The following is a 22639-nucleotide window of genomic DNA, read 5'->3' on the forward strand; positions in this document are numbered from 1 at the left end:
ATTTCCGAAATAACGAATTTTGCACGAAATAGTAGATAATCGTAATTAATCTTGAATCACACGTACGCCTTGAATATAAATATTGATTGAATTAATTTTTAAACCGAGCGTTTTTTCAAGATTATATTTTACCTGTGATTGAACGTTATGTGCAACTTCAGAAATTTTTGTACCATAGCTTACAATGATATACATATCAATGTGCACATCTTCATCATCTTGTCGAACGACAACACCTTTGGCAAAGTTTTCTTTTCTTAAAATTTCTGCAATACCATCACGTAGTTGTTTTTTCGAAGCCATACCAACAATACCATAACATTCTATGGCAGCACCACCAGCGATAGTTGCTATTACTTCATTTGTAATCGTTACATGGCCATCTTCTGTTTTTAGTTCTATTGACATATTTTATCCTCCTTCTTAAATAAATAAAAGAAAAAGTTCCATCAGTGTCTACACCATTTTATATTTGCGTTTTAATTTATTATTAGAAAAAAATGGCTTATCACCAAGTACTAGCGAAGTCTTTGTTTATCTTATAATTTGTTTATCTTATAATATGTAGAGTTTTATTTTTCACTATATCAAAAGACTTCACTGCCAAAATTTTTAGGTCCTAAAGTGCTATAAAATATAAGGGTATTCCATTATAGAATGTATGAAAATCACGTCTATGTCAAGCAATTATAAGAAATGCTACATGCAACCTCTAAAAAAGCGAATTGACCAAACCAAAACATACAAAAACCTACCCTACATTAATTCCTAAATACTTTTCTAATTTGAAATTGCAAAATCATAAAAACTATGATAAATTATATAAGTATGGATTGAGTTAGGTAGGAGGGAACAAAGTAATGGGACGTAAATGTGTAGTAACTGGTCGTAAAACGACTTCAGGAAATAAGCGTTCACACGCTATGAATGCAAATAAGCGTAATTGGAAAGCAAACGTACAAAAAGTTAGAATCATGGTTGACGGCAAACCAAAACGTGTGTATGTTTCTGCTCGTGCGCTTAAATCAGGCAAAGTAGAACGCGTTTAATTTTATAATCAACTCTTAAAAGTAGAGAAGAAAAAAGGCTCCTGTTGACAAGGAGCCTTTTTTCTTTATTTTTTCCCTGAACCTAACAATGCTCGAATGAAACCACCGATAAACCGCGGGAGCTTAATTGTATAAAATTTCATCATACCCCTCCTCTTCACCATGAAGACATAACCTCATCATTATCATTACAACATCTGATTCTTATACAGCTTATGAGGATACATGACTATAATTGCATACCTTTCCATATTTTCATAAGATTTTACGGATTGCTTATTCCGTACTCTTTATCATTATTAATATGCCATCATTAAATAAAAAAGTACCTTGTTCGTTAATTAATTGATTTGATATACAACGAGTACTTCCCCATGTAACTGTATAATTATCTAAAGGATAATAGAATCCATCTAAGGTCAGCCCTTCTACAGTAGGGGTTAGCGGTATAAATGATATTAGTTCAGAACTATTCGCCTGGACACTATAATAACCTGGCTTATAAATAGATAAGATATTTTTATGATCAATTATTTTTGCACTAACGTTTTTTTCTAATAGGCGATAAAGCAGCTGGATATTCGCTAATTCATGATCCAGCCTGCCAGCAGTAACACCAAACAAAAAAATGGAAGCAGGCTGATAAGAAAGAGCTGCTGCAACCGCTAATTCTAAGTCTGTTTCATTTTTTTCTGGAGGAAACTCACGAAAGTTATTTGCCTGTTTTTTAATAACTTGTTTTTCTTCGTTGTCAAGTGAGTCAAAATCACCTATTGCAATATCAATAGGTAATTGATTTCTTAAAAGATAGGAAGCACCTAAGTCTGCTCCTATCCAAATATCAATATCATCCCGATAGGAAAGTAAGGAGGCAAGTGCTTTTTCAGGTCCTCCCGCGACGATTCCAATATTCACGTCAAACAACCCTTCCTCATTTTAAAAATAACCGACTCTGAACAGGGTCTAATTTCTAATTTTTTGAATAGCTGACGCCCGATCTTTTTCATTAAATATTGCACTTCCAGCTACTAGAACATCAACACCTGCTTCTATACATTGTTGCGCTGTTTCTTCGTTTACTCCTCCATCTACCTCAATTTCAAATGATAAACCTAATTCTTCTCGCCATTGTACAGCTTGTCTTACTTTATCTAACACTTCAGGGATGAAAGTTTGTCCACCAAAGCCAGGGTTAACGGTCATAAATAGAACAAGTTCGACATCTTTAATAATCGGTTTAATCATTTCTACTGGTGTTGCCGGATTAATAACAACCCCAGGTTTAACACCCGCATCCTTAATCATATGTATAGTCCGGTGTAAATGGGTACAAGCTTCAACATGAACAGTTAAGATATCTGCACCAGCATCAATAAAGTCTTGTATGTAACGATCAGGTTTTTCAATCATGAGATGTACATCAAGGATTGCATCTGTTACAGGTCGAATAGCAGATAAAACTAACGGTCCTATCGTAATGTTTGGTACAAAATGTCCATCCATCACATCAACATGTATATAGTCTGCTCCTCCCTCTAATACATCTTCAATTTCTTCTTTTAAAATGGAGAAATCAGCTGATAAAATCGATGGTGCTATTTTCGTACGCATGTTAATACCTCGGCTTTCTATTTTTAATTTCTTCTACAAATTGCAAATAGTTTTGATAACGATCTTCTAAGATTTCTTGTTGATCTAAAGCTGCTTTAACTGCACATTTAGGCTCTTTAATATGCATACATCCTCTAAATTTACACTGACCTTGTAAATCAACGAATTCCGGAAAACAGCCTGGTAATTCTTCTAACTCAATTTCTTTAAAATCTAAGGCACTGAATCCAGGTGTATCAGCAATTAATCCTTGTTCAAATGGAATAAGCTCCACATGTCGAGTTGTATGCTTACCTCTACCTAAACTTTCTGAGATGTAGTCTGTTTCTAACTGTAAACCAGGTATAATTCGGTTCAGAAGTGATGTTTTTCCGACACCAGATTGCCCGGCAAAAACAGAAACATTATTATTTAGGTAAACAGATAATTGTTGGTTTACTTCCTTATCTTTCGTAGAGAGAAACTCCACTGTATAGCCGATCTTTTTATAATAAGCGAGCTTATCTTTAATAAGCACAGCTTCCTGATCCGTAAGCAAATCCATTTTAGTAAAAAACAATAATGGTCTAATGACTTTTGACTCAACCAATACGAGAAATTTATCTAAAAGATTAAGGCTTAAATCCGGTTCTTTAACAGAGGCGACAATAATAGCCTGATCCACATTAGCTACCGGTGGACGTGTTAATTGATTATCACGTCCATCGATAGAAAGAATATAACCCTCTTTTTTATCGCGGTATTCAAATTCGACAAAGTCACCAACAAGAGGCGTAATCTTTTTTTGGCGAAAAACCCCTCTTCCACGGCATTGGACAAGACCACCTTCATATTGCACATAATAAAAGCCACTCAGTGCCTTGACAATTTTACCTTTTGGCATTTACTCACCCTCTACATCTTCATACGTTAACGTTTTTTCTATGATGATTTCGTCATCTTTAATCACTTTATAAGTTCCTTCCTCATCAGGTTCAATCGTTAATTCAATCGTAAATGTTGTATCTTCTGTAATCATCTCTACATCCTGATATAGTTCCGAAACCTCGTTATTCATATCTCCTACATAAATACTGATTTCTTGAGGCTCTGGTTCATCTGTTTCCTCATTATTCTCACCAGTATATGGTACGGTGAATGATTCCGTATGAGTAATAGGTTCTTTTGGCTCAGGCCCTTTTGACACTGTTAGTTCGACGACTTCTCCCTTTTCAACCTCTTCATTTGCAGACGGGTTCTGCTCAATGACATGACCTTCTTCCACTTCATCATGATGTACCTCTTTAACATCAGCTGAAAGGTCCCTATCTTTTAAATAATCTGTTGCTTCATCCACATGTAATCCAACCAATCTGTTTAATGTTATTTTTTCTGGACCTTTACTAATTTCAAAAATAACATTTGTATCTCGTGGTACAACTTCATCACCTGGAGAAGGTTGATATTGAGCAATAATTTCACCTACTGGTCGATCCGAGAATTCCTCGTAAAACTTAACATCATTAAACCCTTCATCAAGAAGGATCCCTTCAATGCGTTCATAGTTATTGCCGACATAATCATCGAAAACAACCGCCTCAGGTCCTAAACTGACATAGACCGTAATATCTTTCCCTTCTTTCACCGTGTCATTGGAGCGTGGATAAGTTTCGATCACGTGGTTTTCTTCTACTTCTTCATCGTGGTCTTCTTCCTTCAACACATTCAATTTTAAATCTTCTAATTCTTGAAGTGCTTCTTCATAACTTAATCCAGTTACATCAGGAACTTGTACATCTTTCGGTTGAAATAAACTAGGCAACACGAACAATGCTAACAAAATTGCGCCGAACAAGATCACAAATAAACTCGTAACCAAAATAAACGTTTTTTTACGCTTCTTCTTTTTCTTTTCCTTCGGTTTATCCTGTTCTTCATTATTAATACCTTTCGTAACGATCGTTGTCTCTTCGTCAACCAGAGTGTTATTTACATTTTCATCATCCTTCACAATCGGTATAGCTTTTGTAATCGTATCGTCGGATTCCGGTGGCACGAATTTAGCTACATGTAATTGGCTTGGATCGAGCGCATGTGTTAACTCCGCTTCCATTTCGAAAACTTCCTGATAGCGATGAAACGGATCTTTAGCTGTTGACTTTAAGACAATATTTTCTACAGATTGAGGCACTCTCGGGTTAAATTCTTTTACTGACGGTGTTTCAGATTGTAAATGTTTGAGTGCAATCGAAACGGCTGATTGTCCTGAAAATGGCAATTGACCTGTTAATAATTCAAATAAAACAATTCCTAAAGAATAGATATCTGATTTGCGATTAGCTTTACCGCCTCGTGCTTGTTCCGGTGACAAATAATGCACGGATCCCAACATTGAATTGGTTTGTGTTAAAGCCGTTGCACTTAATGCTATCGCAATACCAAAATCAGTTACTTTAATTTGACCATAAGGGTCAATTAATATATTTTGCGGCTTGATATCTCGATGAATTAAGCCATTATCATGGGCATGTGAAATAGCAGAAGTAATTTGCGTCATAATTTCTATGACTTCCTCTACTTCTATCGGTGCATGCAATTGTATGTATTGCTTTAACGTCATCCCATCCACGTATTCCATTACCATATAGTATATTTGATTTTCTTCCCCAACATCAAAGATATTAACGATATTTGGATGTGATAAGCTCGTAGCTGCTTGTGCTTCTCGGTGAAATCTTGTAATAAACTCTTCATCATTGGCATATTCTAAACGTAATACTTTAATAGCTACTTGTCTTTCCAGAATAGTATCATTTCCCAGATAGACATTGGCCATTCCACCGCCACCAATTAATTTAATGATCTCGTATCGTTCATTTAATACTTTTCCTTCTAGCATGGTGGCTCACCAACTTCTTCGTTCTGATTAATAATCGCAAGCGTTATGTTGTCTTCTCCGCCGCGTTCATTAGCCAAATCAATTAATGTTTGGGTTAACTTGTCATCCTCTGTTTGCATAATAATGTGATGTAGTTCCTCATCTGTAATTTTATTGGTTAACCCATCGGAACAAATTAGTAATCGTTCATATTTATCCCACTTAGCATGAAAAATATCTGGTTCTAATTCTCTCTCTGTACCTAAGGCCTTTAAAATAACATTCCTTTTTGGGTGTACTTGTGCATCTTCTTCTGATAATTGTCCAGTACGGACCAGCTCACCTACTAAGGAATGGTCAGCTGTTACTTGTTTCCAAGTTGATGGATTAAATAAGTAGGCACGGCTATCTCCAATATGGCCAATTACCAGCTCTTGCGCAGTACAAATTGCAACCACAATGGTAGTTCCCATCCCTTGACAAGCACTGTCCGATTGAGCTTTTTCGTATACCACGTTATTTACTTTCTTAATAGCATCTGCTAACCAGCTTTCTAAATCTAGATGTTCCAAAGGTTCATCCAGTTCCGACCACATTTTTTCTATTTGTTCAATAGTAAGTTTACTAGCCACATCTCCTGCTTGGTGTCCGCCCATACCATCAGCTACCACTGCAAGTAACGCATTTTCTCTAGGGAAAACAGCTACAGCATCTTCATTTAATTTACGGACCTTACCTTTGTCGGATTGATATACGTATTTCATTTCAACACCTCTTCTCCCAGTCAACTATCCCTAACTAGTCTTGTCATGAAAAAGCCATCACTATTAATATCTTGAGGGAAAATCTGAATTCCAAATTGACTACGACCTTTACTGTTCTGCAATACTTCCGGTAGTTCAGCAAAAAATGCCGGATCCACTCGGTAAGCTGGATGTTTTACAAGGAAATCCTTGATAACTTCTTCATTTTCCTCTTGATCAACGGTACAAGTGCTATACATTAATTTACCTTCATTTTTTAATAATGGTTCGACATGATGTAAAATTTCTTTTTGAATCGTTGCTAGCTTGTCGATGTCTTCACTTGTCTTATTATATTTTATATCAGGCTTACTTCGAAGTACACCAAGACCTGAACAAGGTGCATCAATTAGAATTCGATCAAATGTATGATTAACATGCTTTTCTTGTAGCTTTCGTGCATCTGATTGCGCTGCCTGAATGGATGTAAGCCCTAATTCTCTTGCCTTTTTGCTAACTAATTCTGCCTTTTTTTCGTGCAAATCATACGCATACACTGCCCCACTATCATTCAATTTTTCAGCAATATGTGTAGCTTTTCCTCCAGGTGCACTACATGCATCAAGCACGGTCATTCCTTCTTTTAAGTCCATCAATTCTGAAACCAACATCGAACTTTCATCTTGAATAGTAAATAAAGCTTCATGGAACGTTTCATCTTTCAAAATATTGCCTTCTTCAATTACTAAACCTTGATCTGAAAAAGTAGATACTCTAGCCTTTATATGACTGTCTTCCAATCTGGAAAGTAATTGCTTCCTTGATATTCGAAGCGGTTGTACACGAATAGAAATTTTCTTATGCGTAATATTGGTTTGACACATTTGTTCGGTAGTTTCGATTCCGTATTGCTGATTCCATCGCTTTACTAACCAGTGTGGATGACTTGTTTCAATACTGATTCGTTTCACCGGATCATTTATATTCTGATAATTAGGAAAACCCTCCCGCTGTGCCGAACGTAAAATACCATTGACAAAGTTAGCAATTCCTTTATGCCCTTTTCGCTTTGCAATTTCAACAGACTCATGAATCACGGCATGATCTGGTACTTTATCCAAATATTTCATTTGGTAAAAGGATAAATAAAGTAACCATTTCACCCATTTATCAATTTTTTTGTTCGATTTAATAAACGTGTTCAAGTCGTAATCAAGTGTTAGCTTTCTTTGCAGTGTACCATAGACGATTTCTGTCAATAATCCTCCGTCTCTTGGTTCAAGTTGATGTTTTTTAAGCATTTGATCAATCACTAAGTGACTATAGCCACCTTGATCACTTATGCGGATTAATAGGTCGAGTGCTATGTTCCTAATATTGTATGATTGTTTTGTCATTCGCCTAGTTTCTCTCCTACTGTCATATTGCTTCCTACACCTCTAAGAAAATCTGCTGTCGTCATTTTTTTCTTTCCTGCTGGTTGTACTACTGTTAATTGTATTGCCTTGTGATCACCAGTTGCAACTAGAAGGCCATCTTCACTAATATCAATCACGCTACCAGCTTGCTCATTAGTGTTTTTGTTTACCTTGGATGCTTGATATACTTTCAATACTTTACCTTTCCATGTTGTAAATGCAACCGGCCATGGATGTAATCCTCGAATACGATTATAAACATCTTGTTGTGGTTGCGTCCAATCAATTTTCTCTTGATCTCGTGTAATGTTTGGAGCAAATGTTGCTTGATTGTCATCTTGCGGCTTTCGATTTGCCTCACCTGAAAATATCGCAGGAACCGTTTCTAGTAATAAATCTGCTCCCACTTCTGATAATTTGTCATGTAATGTTGCTACGTCATCATTGTCTTCGATTATAACTTCGTTCTGACTAATGATATCACCTGCATCTAACTTTTCTGCCATATACATAATCGAGATTCCTGTCTTATCATGCCCTTCGAGAATTGCATAATGAATCGGCGCCCCACCTCTTAGCTTTGGTAATAATGATGCATGAACATTAATACAGCCAAACTTCGGGATTTCTAATAACCCTTTTGGAAGTAATTGACCAAATGCAGCAGTAACAATAAGATCAGGGTTTCTTTTCTTAATTTCTTCATAGTCGTCTTTTATTTTTTCCGGTTGAAATACTGGAATATTATGCTTTTCGGCAGCCACTTTCACTGGTGGAGGTGTTAGGATTTTTTTTCTTCCACGAGGACGATCAGGCTGTGTAACGACTAAATCAATGTGGTAGTCTTCCTTGATCAATCCATCCAGTACAGGGACAGCAAAATCTGGCGTTCCCATAAAAATGATTTTCTTCATTTAAAAAACTCCTCTTACATTAATGAATATGGTTCAAAATCGACTTGTATCGTTAAATCATGTCGTTGAATGTCATCATAATAATGTTCTTGAACTTTGCGAATAATTTCTCTTTGATTCGGTTCATCCTTATATTTTACCATGCACTGGTAGCGATATCTATTATTTATACGAACCATTGGTGAAGGGGTAGGTCCTAAAATAGTAGCTTGATCTGACAGATATTTATATAACAACTTACAAATTGTTTTGGTTACTTCTTGTGCCTTCCATTGATTTGGATGTGATACCGTAATTAATGTCAAAAAATAATAAGGTGGATAATGAAAGCTTTTGCGCATCTCCATTTCCTGCAGGAAGAACCTTTCATAATCGTATTGACTGGCTAACTGTACACTATAATGTTCAGGAGTATACGTTTGAATAATAACTTCTCCAGGTAAACGATGTCTCCCTGCTCGTCCACTAACTTGTGTCATCAGTTGGAATGTTTTTTCAGCTGATCTGAAATCGGGCAAATGTAACATCGCATCGACTGCTAAAACACCTACAAGTGTAACATTTTCAAAGTCTAGTCCCTTGGCAATCATTTGAGTACCTAACAAAATATTGGCTTGTCCATTCCCAAACTTCTCTAACAGCTTTTTATGCGATCCCTTTCGCCTCGTTGTATCAACATCCATTCGAATTACGCTAGCCTCAGGAATATGTTCTTTTAAGGCTTCTTCGACTTTTTGCGTACCTGTTCCAAAATAACGGATCGTTTTACTTCCACACGCTCCACATTCTTTTACCATCGGTATCTGATAATCACAATAATGGCATTTTAATTGGTGAGAGCTTTTATGGAACGTTAAAGCAATATCACAATTCGGACATTTCATCACATCTCCACATTCACGGCACATCACAAAGGTAGAATATCCTCTTCTATTTAAAAATAAAACAACTTGCTGGTTCTGATCAATTCTCTCTTTAATTGCATCCAATAATTTTCGTGAAAACATGGTACGATTTCCTGCATACAATTCGTCACGCATATCCACAATATCGACAGGCGGCATCGTTCCTTCATTCATACGATCAGGCATCTCTAGTAAATGATATACACCTTTTTTTGCTCTGGCATATGATTCCAACATTGGTGTCGCACTCCCTAAGACTACAGGACATTTATGATAAACACCTCGTTTTTTGGCTACTTCTCGTGCGTGATATCGTGGTTGTTCATCTTGCTTATAACTCGTTTCATGCTCTTCATCAATGATGATAATACCAATATTCTCAAATGGTGCAAAAATTGCCGATCTCGCTCCTACAACAACTTTCACTTCTTGTTTATGAATTTTCGTCCACTCATCAAATTTCTCACCAGGTGATAATGCACTATGTAAAACTGCCACTTCTGATCCAAATCTACCTTTAAAACGTTGCACCATCTGTGGTGTAAGTGCAATTTCAGGAACTAATACAATGGCTTCTTTTCCTTGATTTAAAACTTTCTCGATCGCTTGTAAATACACTTCTGTTTTCCCGCTACCTGTTACACCATGTAATAAAAACACTTGGTTCTGTTTTTCTTCAATTGCTTGCCAAATGGGTTCAATCGCTTGTTGTTGCTGCTTACTTAATGGTAATGGTTGTGTTCTTTCAAATTCACTGCCTTGAAAGGGATCACGGTAAACCTTCTTTTCTATTTTCTTTAGCAGCTTTTTCTCTACTAATTGATTAATGGTAGCTGTCGTAGTGTTGAAATCATTTAATAGTTCTTTTTGTTCGATCGGATCAGGATGCTGAATAAAATAGTCAATAATCTGCTTTTGTTTTTTCGCTCTGTTGGATATATCTTCTAATGCTTCCTCTAATAAGTATGTCTCTTTATTCGGTGCAATAAACAGTTTTGTTTTCTTGGTTTCTTTAGATTTAACGATATAATTGATTTGAACATGACCATTACGTACTTCTTTTAATAATAGATTATAGTTACCATTTCTTTCAATAAATTCATCGTAATCGATAACTGCTCTGCCTGCGAAAAGCTTTTGTAACTCATCAGGTAATTCGTAATCTGTTAGTGCTTCTATTTCTTTTTTATATTTTGCCTTCAGGATCTGCGGCAACATCGCCTGAAATGTTTGGATATAGAAACTAACCGTTTGCTCACTAATCCATTTCCCCAGTTGTAATAGCTCCCCCGTTAAAACCGGGGTAAGATCCATCACTTCTTCAATAAGTTTAAGTTTATCAAAATCAGAGTGATCGACAACGTCTAATACAAATCCCATCACTTTACGTGGACCAAATGGAAGCGATACACGCATACCTTTTTGCACTAGATTCTCTAGGTTCTCCGGTATCAAATAATCAAAGGTATGATTTGTCTGGTTTGATGGGACATCCACAATAACTTTTGCTACTCGCATACTTAAACCTTCCTTAGTTCAGAATCTATTAATTGAATAATCTGTTTAGCAATATTCTTTTTGCTGTTCTGTTCGATTGCCTGTTCTTCCCCATCTCTAGTCATAAATAAAACTTCATTTCGATCAGAAGCGAATCCGATATCTTTACGGCTAATATCATTGAGTACAATGGCATCTAGGTTTTTCTTTTCAAGCTTTTTCCTTCCGTACTTCTCAATATCCTGTGTTTCCGCCCCAAATCCAACTAAAAATTGCTTTGTTTTGTGTTGACCAAGATAATGAAGAATGTCTGTCGTTCTTTCCATTTCCAGTGTTAATGGTCCATCTTGCTTTTTCATTTTCTGTTCATTTCTTATTGCGGGGCGGTAATCTGCTACCGCCGCAGCTTTAATAATAATATCCATATTCTCATAGTTCCTCTTCACTTGTTCAAACATCTCATCCGCACTTGTTACTTCTATCGTTGTGACGTTTACCGGAGGGGTTAATCTTGTAGGACCTGTTATTAAAATGACTTCCGCTCCGTTTTCCATTGCTGCTTGTGCTAGTGCATATCCCATTTTTCCAGATGAATAATTGGTAAAAAAACGAACCGGATCTAAAGCTTCTCGAGTCGGACCCGCTGTAATTAATACTTTCTTCCCCTTCCAGTTATTTGTTCGATTTGTTTCTATTTCCAATAACTCGACGATATTTTCCGGTTCTTCCAAACGACCTTTTCCAATATAACCACAAGCCAGATAACCATCACCTGGTTCGATAAAGCGGTAGCCCCAATTCTCCAGTCTGTAGAGATTTTGAATTACTGCTGGATGTTGATACATATGAACGTTCATAGCAGGTGCGATATAAACAGGTGCTTGTGTAGCTAAAAGGGTAGTGGTTAACATATCATCCGCAATCCCGTTTGCTATTTTGCCGATTATATTTGCCGTAGCAGGAGCTAACAACACTAAATCAGCCCAATCTGCCAAGTCGATATGTGCTATTTTTGCAGGATCCTTTTCATCAAATGTATCGGTATAAACCGGATTTCTTGATATTGCTTGAAAAGTAAGAGGTGTCACAAATTCTGTTGCGTGCTCTGTCATCATCACTCTTACATCTACACCAGCCTGTGTCAATTTACTTGTTAATGCAACTGCTTTGTAAACAGCGATACCACCAGAAACCCCCAAAAGCACTTTCTTTCCTTTTAACATATCGGTAACCCCTTTCCTGATATAGAAGAAACCCCCGCAAGCAGAAGCAATGCGAGGGAGTCTCTTCTATTCAACATCGATATTATTCATTGATCATTTTATACTCAGGATCTACTGTTAATTTCTCCTCCAGGATTTCTTCTAAAGCAAGCCCTACGAAAGTTGCTGCTCTAGGAGTCTCTACCTGATGCATTTTCGTATCTTGAATTTGTCGTGCTCTTTTGGCAGCAAGTGTTACTAAGGTGTATTTGGAATTAATTTTTGTTTGTAATTTATCAATCGATGGCTCTAAAATCATTGTTCATCTACCTCCAATAATGCTTTGTATTGTTTTGCTACTCTTTCGCGTTTGCAATGTTCACTTTGTACTATTGCACGAACTTTCCTGACAGCTTCATTTATATTATCATTTACTACAACATAATCATATTTATCCATCATTTCAATTTCATTTCGTGCTTCTTTCAACCGGTTCATGATGAGTTCCTCTGTTTCCGTTCCACGGTCGATAATTCGATTTTTTAATTCTTCCAGGCTAGGAGGAATTAAAAAGATAAATACACCTTGCGGGAAATTTTCTTTCACTTGTAATGCGCCTTGAACTTCAATCTCAAGAAAGACATCATGGCCTTTCTCAATTGTATCTTCTACATATTGTTTCGGTGTGCCGTAATAGTTGCCGACATACTCGGCATATTCTAGCATTTTCTTCTCATTTATCATTTGTTCAAACTGCTCACGTGTTCGGTAAAAATAATCGACACCTTCTCGTTCGCCTTCACGCATAGCTCTTGTTGTCATAGAAATAGAATATTTTAAATTTGTATCTTGTTCAAATAACGCTTTTCGTACTGTTCCTTTTCCCACTCCAGATGGTCCAGATAGAATAAACAGTATTCCTTTCTCATCTATCAACATAGCTCCTCCTACTACTCTTCATTTATTTCGTCATGACTAATCACTCTTTGGCCGACCGTTTCTGGTTGAACAGCTGATAACACTACATGATCACTGTCTGTAATGATAACTGCTCTCGTTCTTCTGCCATATGTAGCGTCTACCAGTTTATTATTATCTCTCGCAACTGTAATAATACGTTTAATTGGAGCAGATTCTGGTGATACAATGGAAATAATTCGATTCGCAGACACCACATTTCCAAAACCGATATTAATTAACTTCAAACTCATCTCGAGCTCCCCCTTAAATTGTAAAGAACAAGTTATTCTACATTTTGTATTTGTTCTTTCATTTTTTCTGCTTCACTTTTTAAATAAACAATTTGCTCGCTGATCCACACATCATTTGACTTAGAACCTATTGTGTTTAACTCTCTGTTTAGTTCTTGAACAATAAAATCTAATTTTCTACCAATCAGATCAGTCTCCTCCATCATTTGCTGAAATTGCTTAATATGACTATTTATTCTTGTTAGCTCTTCGGAAATATCGCCTTTTTCTGCAAGCAGGGCAACTTCCTGATAGAGTCTTGAATCATCAGAAACAGGCGTATCTTCAAGATATCTGTTCATACGCTCAAGTATTCGCTCTTGATACTCTATTATAACAATTTTTCGTCTTTCACCCAACTGTTTTATATTATGAAGTATATTTTCTGTTCTCATCAGGAGATCTTTTCTTAATTCTGCTCCCTCGATTGTTCTCATTTGATTAGCTTTGGTGACCGCTTTTTCCAATGTGTTTTTTACATGTGTTTCTAAATCAGAACTTATTTGTTCTTTTTCTTCAATGTGAAACACATCAGGAAACTGACTAATCATTTCCACTGAGATTTCCCCTGCCAGCTGGTACTTGGTTTGTATTTGTTTTACATGTGCAACGTATTGTTCTACTAAATCCCAATCTGTCTTTAATTGTTTACGGTGTGTATAGGTACCAGAAATATAGATAGAAACGCTGATTTTTCCACGTTTCATCTTATTTTGAATGATTTTTTTCAATTGATCTTCAATAGGTAATAAAAAATGAGGCATATGAAAAGTAATGTCGAGATAACGATGGTTAACCGCTTTAATTTCTGCATTAATTTCCAACTGTTCATTCCGAAACTCTGCTCTACCAAAACCAGTCATGCTTAACATATTTCATATCCCTTCCATTTAACAGTATAAACACTTGTTTCTAACCATAATCATCATATCAAACATTCTATTCAATAGACAAATAATTCTTCGATTCTTTTTGCCTATAAAATTCGTGTTCAAAAAGTTGCCAAATTAGAAGTAAGAAAGATCAAGGCGGTGTAGTTTTGAGTAGCGGAACGTTTGCTTTTAGATACGTGAGCACAAAGGAAAGCTCCATAGAACTACATCGCACGCCGGAAAAGTGTTCATCTTTTCCAAGGAACGGAGAAACAAGCCAACAAAGAGATTCGCCGCTTATCATTTGGTAACTTTTTGAACAACTTCTATAAGAAATGGTATAATGAAATAATGAGGTGATTTTAATGGTATTTGATGGAATTGTTACCCGCGCAATAACACACGAGCTTCATCATGAAATGGCATCAGGACGTGTATTAAAAATATATCAACCTACAGATACCGAATTGTTATTTACAATTAGAAAGTTCGGTACCAATAAACAGCTTTTGATTAGTGCTCATTCAAGTTATGCCAGAATTCATTTTACAACAGATACGTACGAAAATCCTACAGAACCTTCGATGTACTGTATGATGCTTCGCAAGTATTTAAATGGAAGCTTTATTGAATCGGTTGAGCAGATGAAAAATGAGCGAATTATTCATATTCATTTTCAAACAAAAAATGAAATCGGGGACCAAAGCGTTAAAACATTAATAGTGGAATTGATGGGAAAGCATAGTAATATTATTTTAGTTGACCAAGAACGTCAGGTGATACTTGAAAGCATTAAGCATGTATCAAGTGCTCATAATCGACATCGAGCTATTTTACCTGGCAACACGTATGTACAACCACCTAATCAAGGTAAATACAATCCGTTAACCATTGATGGGGATGCATTTATTCGAAAGCTGGATTTTAATGCAGGTAAACTTGATCAACAAATCGTCAATACCTATATGGGGATTTCTCCTGTTTTAGCAAAGGAAATAGTAGTACAAGCTGGTCTTGGTAAAACAGATGCATTTAAAGACGCATTTACAAAGATTCAACAGCAAATACTAGAACATCAATATGAGCCTTTTATAACTAGGAATAAAAAAGAAGGGTTTTATGTTTTACCTTTATCGTCCAAAGATGGTGAAAAAGAGTGTTTTAATTCCGTAAGCAGTATGTTAGATACATTTTATTCCGGCAAAGCTGAGCGTGACCGAGTAAAGCAAAAAGCTGGTGATTTATTACGCTTTTTAACCAATGAACAAAAGAAAAACAAACGAAAGTTAGTGAAATTAGACAAAACATTGGAACAAGCGAAAAATGCAGATCGCTACCAACGAGACGGAGAATTATTAACGGCTCACATGCATTTAGTGGAAAAAGGCGATAAAGAAGTCGAAGTGATCGATTATTATGACCCTGATCAAGCGAAAAGAACGATTACGTTAAACGAGAATAAAACACCTAGCGAAAATGCGCAGGCTCTTTTCAAAAAATATCACAAATTAAAAACGTCGAAACAAATGGTTGAAGAAGAGAAAAAGAAAACCTATCAAGAAATGGAATATTTAGACCAGGTAATCGAACAAATTGATACGGCTAGGGAGCAGGATATCGAGGAAATACGCGAGGAATTACAAGAACAGGGATATTTAAAGAAAAGACAAGCAAAAACAAAGGCAAAAAAGAAAGTGACGAAACCAGTTCCAGAAACATTCTACGCTTCAGATGGAACCGAAATTTTAGTTGGTAAAAACAATAAACAAAATGAATATTTGACTAATCGTCTAGCACGCAAGGATGAAGTCTGGTTGCATACGAAAGATATTCCTGGTTCACATGTTGTGATTCGGTCAACAAACCCTAGTGAAGATACATTATTGGAAGCAGCACAGTTAGCCGCTAATTTCAGTAAATCAAAACATTCTTCCTCTGTTCCGGTTGACTATACGTTAATCAGGCATGTAAAAAAACCAAATGGTGCGAAACCAGGCTTTGTCACCTATGACAACCAAAAAACATTGTTTGTAACACCTGATCAAAGCTATTTGACAAAGTTAAAAGCTAAACCATAAAGCTAAACGCTCAGTCGGTCTAATATACTTATACTCCCCTTAAAGGTAAACAGATTAATGAATAAAATCTGTTTTCATCTTACGGGGAGTTTTTATACCGGCAATCTAGTAGTTTACAATTCTTGTAATTCATTGACCGTGATAAACTGATAATCTCTCTCAGATAACGTTTCTAAAATACCTTCGATGGCCTTGAGTTCTTTTCCTTTATCGTCATACATCGGATGCATCAAGATAATGGATCCCGGTTCGATATTTTCTACCACGTAATTAACTTTATCAGCAGCCTGAACATAAAAACTATCTGGTTCCAGATTCCACATAATTGTTTCCATATTATTTTGCTGTAAATACCATGGTAAAGCAATGATCTTTTTTCCATTCGGTGGGCGAAAATCAATTTGCCCCTCATAACCAATTTCTCTAATTAATTGGTCTGTTTTTTCAATTTCGTTTTTAATAAACGATGGAGATTTGAAAATCATTCGGTTATGAGAATAAGTATGGTTTGCAACCTGGTGCCCAGCTTGTACGATTGCTTCAGCCTCTTCTGGAAAGTTTTCTATAGATTCTCCAATCAGAAAAAACGTTGCCTTAGCATTATATGTTTCTAACAACGATAGAATCTCGTGAACGTTTTTAGTAGGACCGTCATCAAAGGTAAGTGCTACAACTTTTTCTTTCGTTTCAACTTTGGCAGTTAAATCACCAAATAATTGAAAGGTTCTAGAATTCATTAGCTTATAGCCACTAAATAATATGGATACGAAACAAATAACAATAATAGTAATTAAAACGATTGGTTTTCTCATAGCCAATACCTTCTCTTCATCATATTATCAATAACTTGAATAACTGATACTCCATTAATATAACACAGAACATCATCTAGGTGTATGGAAGATAGCAAGACTCTCATTCACAATATAGTAGAGTCATAAAAAAATAACAGCCTATAAATCATATGATTAACAAGCTGTTTTTAATTCATTCTTATCTCCTTTTGCTATATCAACCTCGAACGACACCGCAGAGAAATATCCTTAAAATATAGTTGTGGACTAGCTTTTACTTCCTTGTTTATTATCTCTCATCCTTCTCGATTATCTTTCCAATATAACGGGATTGTGGTCGATAAATCGCATTATTATCAGCTTGTTCAAGTACATGAGCAGTCCAGCCAACCACCCTACTCGCAGTAAATGTCGGTGTAAAAAGTTGTGGATCTAGGTTAATAGACTTCATAATTGCCGCTGCATAAAATTCTACATTTGTATATAAAGAACGACCTGGCTTTAATTCATTTAATACTTTAACAGCTACATCCTCCACATGAATGGCAAGATCTAACCAGGCATCTGAATCTTTCGATTGAAGCAAGGTCTCTCGTAATGCAATTGCTCGAGGATCATGTGTTTTATATACACGGTGTCCAAATCCCATTAACTTTTCACCGTTGTTCAGCTTATTTCTGATCACTTTTTCTGTATTTTCTTTTATGGCTATTTCCTCCAATAATTGGATCACCCCTGAAGGAGCTCCACCATGTAAAGGTCCTTTCATCGTTCCGATTGCAGCAGTTATACTCGATACTAGATCAGACTCTGTTGAAGCGGTAACTCTAGCAGAGAAAGTGGACGCATTCATACCATGCTCCATGGTCAAAATCATGTATGTTTCTAATCCATCCACTTGAGCTTTAGTTGGCTTTTTTCCATTTAGCATGAATAAGTAGTTTTCAACGTGACCGTAAGCATCATTTAGTTCATTAGCACCATTCCCGTTTATTTTATTGTACCAATAAGCGATAATAGTAGGAATTAATGCTGTTAATCTTATAGCATGAGTAATCGAAGGCTTCCATTGGTAATCTGTAGTTCCTTCTGCTGATATAACCGTCCTGATTACGCTCATCACATCCATATTTTGCGGTAGATGCTCCATTATGGATTTGATTGTTGCTGTTAAATGTCGCTTTTTGATTAGTTCATTCTTTAGATTTTCTAATTCATCTGCAGTTGGTAAATAGCCATACCAAAGCAAATAGGCAACCTCTTCAAACGAATTGGCTTTTGCCAATTGTTTTGCTTCATATCCTCTATAAATTAATTGAGCCTTTTCACCGTCAATGTGACTAATATATGTTTCTGCAGCGACAACTCCTTTAAGTCCTTGGTTAACCATTCTCCTCTTCCTTTCTGTTAGAACTTCCTTTATAAACATTGTATAATAGTAATTTAATTATAAAAATTAAATATTTTTAAAATTATTAATTAATATATTTAATAAGGAAGATATACATGGAGTTAAGTTGGATTCGTACATTTATTACTGCAGCTAAAACAGGCAATTTCCGAAAAACTGCTGATTATTTATTTATTTCGCAGCCTTCTGTAACTGTACATATTAAACAATTGGAAAAAGAGCTTGGAATTCAGTTATTTCAAAGAGATGGCAAACGTGTAAAATTAACAGAAGCTGGTAGGAGGTATTTAAACCATGCCATTCATTTGACAGAGGTATATGAAGCAGGAATGGAGGATATCAAAACCTTTAGCCAAGGATACACAACAAAATTAACCCTTGCTATCTCTCCTCTCATTGCAGATACGATCATGCCCTTTGTACTTAAGCAATATATCAAAAAACACCCAGAAGTAGAGATTACGATAGAAATTGTGGAATCAAAAGATATTGAGAAAGCGGTTAGTAATGAAACGGTGGATATTGGTCTATCATGTCTTCCAAGTTTCCATCCTGACCTTGAGAGCCAATTACTATATAACGATCAAGTTGTTTTGGTTGCACCTCATGATGGAATAGATTTTGAAGCTGCACTCCCATTGGATGAAGCAGAGATATTATCCGCCAATCGCTTATTGACACATAATCATCCTGGCTACTGGGATGACTTAATTCAAAATGTAAAGTTATTTTATCCAGGTATTCAAATGATGAAAGTCTCACAAACTCATATTACAAAGCGTTTTATTGTAGAAGGGCTAGGGGTCTCATTTCTTCCTTTCTCAACAGTAAGAAGGGAGCTGCTTGAAGGTAAAATGATTGAGGTTGATATTCAGTCTTTTCCACCACCCCAAGCAAATACTTATGCAATCTATAAATTTGATCATAATAAGCAAATGGAGCTTTTGGAATTTATTGGCCAGTATCATTTATAACAAAAAGTTTTCGAATAACTATTCTGGACTGATTATTCCGAAAATGATAATATGTTCAAAAGGAGGTGTGCCATCATCGCAAGAATTAAAGAATTTCATAAGGAACAAGCATTACATCAAGCCATGCTGTTGTTTTGGAAAAATGGGTATGAAGCCACAAGTATACCAGAGTTATTAAATGTCATGGGTATTAGCCGTTCAAGTCTTTATGACACTTTCACTGATAAACAAACCTTATATATATCTGCCTTAGAACATTATAAAGCTATTTATTCGAGAAAAAGAGATATTCTTGACAAAGCGACAAATGTGAAGGATGGAATTGATCGATTTTTTAAGATTCATATTTCGAGCGCTTATGACCCAAGACTTCCTGGTGGTTGTTTTATAACGAATGCAGCTATATCGCTAGAATCATCTGAAGATAAACAAGTAAACCAATTGATAAAAGATAGTCTTAGTAAACTGGAACAGTCTTTTTTCACACTATTGGAGAAAGGGAAAAATTCTGGAGAAATTAACAGGAATGTTGACATAAAGGCATTAACCTCTCTACTGTTAAATCTGAATCACAGTATAAATGTAATGGCCAAAGCAGGTAAAGATAAACAAGAAGTAGAAGCAATGATTTCTTTTGTTATCCATACTTATTTATAATTTTTTGCCTATTTTGGACTGATCATTCCGTAAACAGTAATCCTATTAACTAAATTAATTCTAGAAAAGGGGATCCATGATGAAAATATCTTTTGTTGGACTCGGAAATATGGGAATACCTATGGCTGAAAATCTTTTAAATGCAGGCCATGAATTAACACTATACAATCGTACATACAAAGAGATCGAGTCTTTCGATAACCAGCAAGTGACATATGCTAAGACTCCACTTGAAGCCGCACGAGAAAGTGATATTACCATTACGATGCTTTCTGATGATAAGGTAATAGAAGAAGTTGCACTGGGTAAAAACGGCATTTTACATGGCTTACCTAGTAATGGTATTCATATTTCAGCAAGTACGATTAGTATCGAGATGTCCAAAAAGTTGACTGAAGCCCATCAATCAAAATCACAATACTTTTTATCTGCAACAGTACTCGGACGCCCTGATGCTGCAAAGGCAGCTAAACTGCGAGTACTTTTAGCAGGACCTAAAGAAGCTCGAGATCAATCCATTCCTGTTTTAGAAGCTTTAAGCCAAGAAATATTTATAATGGGCGATGACCCAGCAACAGGTAATGCTACCAAACTTGGTGTTAACTTTTTAATCGCTTCTATGATAGAATCTTTGGCCGAATCACAATTGCTTGTTGAAAAATATGGTGTAACCTCTAAAAATTTTATGGAAGTAGTCAATGCTCTCTTTCAGTCACCTATATATCAACATTACGGTTCCATGATGGTGAAAAAGCAATTTGAACCAGCAGGTTTTAAAATGAACTTAGGTAGAAAAGATGTCCAACTAGCTATTGATGCTGCTAGCTCTGTCCAATCCCCTCTTCCTTTAGCTGAATTAATTCATGGTCATTTTAGCAAAGGAATTAATCAAGGATATGGTGAATTAGATTGGACGGCTTTAATAAAGTGTTTAAAGGATAGCCCAAATATAGATAAAGTATGAAAAATAGCGAAAAAACAATTAATACTCCTAGTAGCTTTAAATTTTTATTGAATTCTGTAAGACATTAATAAAACAGAACAAGAGGCTAGGACAGAAGCGTTTTATAATTAGTGAAATCCAATAGTCTGGGACATAACTAAATAGGTAGAACGAGAATCCGAACTAAGCGTAGGCAAAATACACAGACTCCTCATGACGAGCACGCGAGCCGAAGATCCACTGTGTGAAGTGTTTTTCTTCACACAGTTAGCTAAAGATCGCCCACGGAAAGCGAAGTATTTTTATCGAAGCGGTATGTGTACTCAGACTTTAATGTTCTCATTTTTCTTAATCTAATTACTCTTTTTCCCAGCCTTGTTTTTTTCATGCATAGTATTTGAATATTTGTATGAACTGTTTTTTTATCCAAGTGGTAATATGGAATTTTGTTGTTTCACCACTATTGACTAATTCATAAAAGATCAGCAACCAAAAACCACCAGTGCAGTACTTTGAACGGTTATTTTTATTGTTGATTATTAGGATCCATTTTTCCTGCACCTCGTTGGATTCTCATTTCTAAAGGAGGTGTACCATGAATGTATGTTGGCCCTGGTTGTAAATTAGGTTTTTGTCCCATCGCTTTTGGATTTTGAATATATTCAAAATTAGCCTGACCATCAAAAGATGGTCCATTTGCCCATCTCCCTGTACTGCTTTCTTCTCCTTCAGAATAATTCATAAACGAATATGAAACTTCTTGTTTTTCATACTCTTGGTTAAATGTACTTGGAACTACAGCTCCTTGAGATTGTTCTAACTCTTCAATCGCAGCCATCCATTGATTTTGATGCATTGTATCACGCGCAATTAGGAAGGAAAGCATATCTCTAACTCCTGGGTCCGTTGTCATCTCATACAATCGAACTACCTGAAGTCGCCCTTGAGATTCTGCATTGAGATTCGCCCTAAAATCTGCTAGCAAGTTTCCACTCGCTATTGTATAACGAGCAGTCCAAGGAAAACCTACACTATCATTAGGCTGTGCACCTAGTCCATTAACAATTGCGTGTTGAGGGTTCATACCGCCAAGAACAGCTTCAACCGCTGGATCTTTAGCTACTTGTTCTTGATCATGAGCAGGCGCTCCATCTAATAGTTGAGCAATCATTGTTGCAATCATTTCCACATGTGCTATTTCTTCTGTTGCAATATCGAGAATCATATCTCGGTATTTACCTTCAGCACGACAATTCCATCCTTGAAATAGATATTGCATCATAACAGACATTTCGCCATATTGTCCACCTAGGATTTCTTGTAATTTTTTCGCATATACTGGGTCTGGCTGACTTGGTTTGGCATCATATTGTAACTCCTTAACATGATAAAACATTTACTAACCTCTCCTTTTTGCTAGGTATAATACTACTCAAGATTAGGTTTAGTAACATATATGATTTA

The 22639-nt window shown here is 36.0% G+C and carries 23 protein-coding genes; 5 read left to right on the top strand and 18 right to left on the bottom strand.

Features of this window, described 5'->3' with window-relative positions:
• Positions 1-45: 45 nt before the first annotated feature.
• Entirely contained in the window at positions 46-408 is a 363-nt protein-coding gene (locus J5J03_RS09860; protein WP_208589196.1) for an Asp23/Gls24 family envelope stress response protein, read from the bottom strand.
• A 452-nt stretch (positions 409-860) separates the two neighbouring features.
• Here J5J03_RS09860 and rpmB point away from each other — a divergent pair, with 452 nt between their 5' ends.
• A complete protein-coding gene (rpmB, locus tag J5J03_RS09865; RefSeq protein ID WP_018932714.1) occupies positions 861-1049 on the top strand; it encodes a 50S ribosomal protein L28 in 189 nt (62 codons plus the stop codon).
• 65 nt (positions 1050-1114) lie between these two features.
• Here the strand turns inward: rpmB and spoVM are convergent, their stop codons facing one another.
• The 14 genes from spoVM to J5J03_RS09935 all read right to left on the bottom strand — a co-directional run bounded on the left by spoVM (position 1115) and on the right by J5J03_RS09935 (position 14318).
• A complete protein-coding gene (gene spoVM / locus J5J03_RS22360) occupies positions 1115-1213 on the bottom strand; it encodes a stage V sporulation protein SpoVM (RefSeq protein ID WP_083939039.1) in 99 nt (32 codons plus the stop codon).
• 112 nt (positions 1214-1325) lie between these two features.
• A complete protein-coding gene (locus J5J03_RS09875) occupies positions 1326-1964 on the bottom strand; it encodes a thiamine diphosphokinase (RefSeq protein ID WP_208589200.1) in 639 nt (212 codons plus the stop codon).
• 48 nt (positions 1965-2012) lie between these two features.
• Positions 2013-2660 (bottom strand): ribulose-phosphate 3-epimerase, encoded by a 648-nt coding sequence (gene rpe / locus J5J03_RS09880; RefSeq protein ID WP_208589202.1) that lies wholly within the window; start codon positions 2658-2660, stop codon positions 2013-2015.
• Between the two features lies 1 nt (position 2661).
• Positions 2662-3543: a ribosome small subunit-dependent GTPase A gene (gene rsgA / locus J5J03_RS09885; RefSeq protein ID WP_208589208.1), complete on the bottom strand. Its 882-nt coding sequence runs from the start codon at positions 3541-3543 to the stop codon at positions 2662-2664.
• On the bottom strand, positions 3544-5538 hold the full coding sequence (gene pknB / locus J5J03_RS09890) for a Stk1 family PASTA domain-containing Ser/Thr kinase (RefSeq protein ID WP_208589209.1): 1995 nt from the start codon (positions 5536-5538) through the stop codon (positions 3544-3546).
• Complete coding sequence (locus J5J03_RS09895) at positions 5532-6281, bottom strand: Stp1/IreP family PP2C-type Ser/Thr phosphatase (RefSeq protein WP_208589221.1); 750 nt, start codon at positions 6279-6281, stop codon at positions 5532-5534. The genes pknB and J5J03_RS09895 overlap by 7 nt, the downstream gene beginning before the upstream one ends.
• A gap of 20 nt (positions 6282-6301) precedes the next feature.
• Positions 6302-7657 (bottom strand): 16S rRNA (cytosine(967)-C(5))-methyltransferase RsmB, encoded by a 1356-nt coding sequence (gene rsmB, locus J5J03_RS09900; protein WP_208589224.1) that lies wholly within the window; start codon positions 7655-7657, stop codon positions 6302-6304.
• On the bottom strand, positions 7654-8592 hold the full coding sequence (fmt, locus tag J5J03_RS09905) for a methionyl-tRNA formyltransferase (protein ID WP_208589228.1): 939 nt from the start codon (positions 8590-8592) through the stop codon (positions 7654-7656). Before fmt ends, rsmB begins: the two co-directional genes overlap by 4 nt.
• Positions 8593-8606: 14 nt before the next feature.
• Positions 8607-11015, bottom strand: a complete 2409-nt coding sequence (gene priA / locus J5J03_RS09910; RefSeq protein ID WP_208589230.1) for a primosomal protein N' — start codon at positions 11013-11015, stop codon at positions 8607-8609.
• A gap of 2 nt (positions 11016-11017) precedes the next feature.
• Positions 11018-12217, bottom strand: coding sequence for a bifunctional phosphopantothenoylcysteine decarboxylase/phosphopantothenate--cysteine ligase CoaBC (gene coaBC, locus J5J03_RS09915; RefSeq protein ID WP_208589233.1), 1200 nt, complete (start codon positions 12215-12217; stop codon positions 11018-11020).
• Positions 12218-12299: 82 nt separating this feature from the next.
• Positions 12300-12515: a DNA-directed RNA polymerase subunit omega gene (rpoZ, locus tag J5J03_RS09920; RefSeq protein WP_018932724.1), complete on the bottom strand. Its 216-nt coding sequence runs from the start codon at positions 12513-12515 to the stop codon at positions 12300-12302.
• Positions 12512-13132, bottom strand: a complete 621-nt coding sequence (gmk, locus tag J5J03_RS09925) for a guanylate kinase (RefSeq protein WP_208589235.1) — start codon at positions 13130-13132, stop codon at positions 12512-12514. The genes rpoZ and gmk overlap by 4 nt, the downstream gene beginning before the upstream one ends.
• Positions 13133-13146: 14 nt before the next feature.
• Positions 13147-13407: an extracellular matrix/biofilm regulator RemA gene (gene remA, locus J5J03_RS09930; protein ID WP_018932726.1), complete on the bottom strand. Its 261-nt coding sequence runs from the start codon at positions 13405-13407 to the stop codon at positions 13147-13149.
• A 32-nt stretch (positions 13408-13439) separates the two neighbouring features.
• Positions 13440-14318: a YicC/YloC family endoribonuclease gene (locus J5J03_RS09935; protein WP_208589237.1), complete on the bottom strand. Its 879-nt coding sequence runs from the start codon at positions 14316-14318 to the stop codon at positions 13440-13442.
• Between the two features lie 365 nt (positions 14319-14683).
• On the opposite strand from J5J03_RS09935, the gene J5J03_RS09940 reads away from it, so the two are divergent.
• On the top strand, positions 14684-16396 hold the full coding sequence (locus J5J03_RS09940) for an Rqc2 family fibronectin-binding protein (RefSeq protein WP_208589239.1): 1713 nt from the start codon (positions 14684-14686) through the stop codon (positions 16394-16396).
• 113 nt (positions 16397-16509) lie between these two features.
• Here the strand turns inward: J5J03_RS09940 and J5J03_RS09945 are convergent, their stop codons facing one another.
• Positions 16510-17208, bottom strand: coding sequence for a polysaccharide deacetylase family protein (locus J5J03_RS09945; RefSeq protein WP_208589242.1), 699 nt, complete (start codon positions 17206-17208; stop codon positions 16510-16512).
• Between the two features lie 271 nt (positions 17209-17479).
• Positions 17480-18580: a citrate synthase/methylcitrate synthase gene (locus J5J03_RS09950; RefSeq protein WP_208589243.1), complete on the bottom strand. Its 1101-nt coding sequence runs from the start codon at positions 18578-18580 to the stop codon at positions 17480-17482.
• 116 nt (positions 18581-18696) lie between these two features.
• Between J5J03_RS09950 and J5J03_RS09955 the strand changes: the two genes are divergently transcribed.
• The 3 genes from J5J03_RS09955 to J5J03_RS09965 all read left to right on the top strand — a co-directional run bounded on the left by J5J03_RS09955 (position 18697) and on the right by J5J03_RS09965 (position 21196).
• Positions 18697-19575 (top strand): LysR family transcriptional regulator, encoded by an 879-nt coding sequence (locus tag J5J03_RS09955; protein ID WP_208589244.1) that lies wholly within the window; start codon positions 18697-18699, stop codon positions 19573-19575.
• Positions 19576-19626: 51 nt separating this feature from the next.
• Positions 19627-20232 carry a TetR/AcrR family transcriptional regulator gene (locus J5J03_RS09960; protein WP_231710682.1) on the top strand — a complete coding sequence of 202 codons (606 nt, stop codon included), beginning with the start codon at positions 19627-19629 and terminating at the stop codon, positions 20230-20232.
• A gap of 79 nt (positions 20233-20311) precedes the next feature.
• Positions 20312-21196: an NAD(P)-dependent oxidoreductase gene (locus J5J03_RS09965; RefSeq protein WP_208589245.1), complete on the top strand. Its 885-nt coding sequence runs from the start codon at positions 20312-20314 to the stop codon at positions 21194-21196.
• Between the two features lie 505 nt (positions 21197-21701).
• On the opposite strand, the gene J5J03_RS09970 is transcribed toward J5J03_RS09965, so the two are convergent.
• The gene (locus tag J5J03_RS09970) at positions 21702-22571 is read right to left on the bottom strand and encodes a manganese catalase family protein (RefSeq protein ID WP_208589246.1); all 870 of its coding nucleotides are present in this window, start codon (positions 22569-22571) and stop codon (positions 21702-21704) included.
• Positions 22572-22639 lie beyond the last annotated feature (68 nt).

The organism is Gracilibacillus suaedae (assembly GCF_017599345.1).
GTDB lineage: Bacteria > Bacillota > Bacilli > Bacillales > Amphibacillaceae > Gracilibacillus > Gracilibacillus suaedae.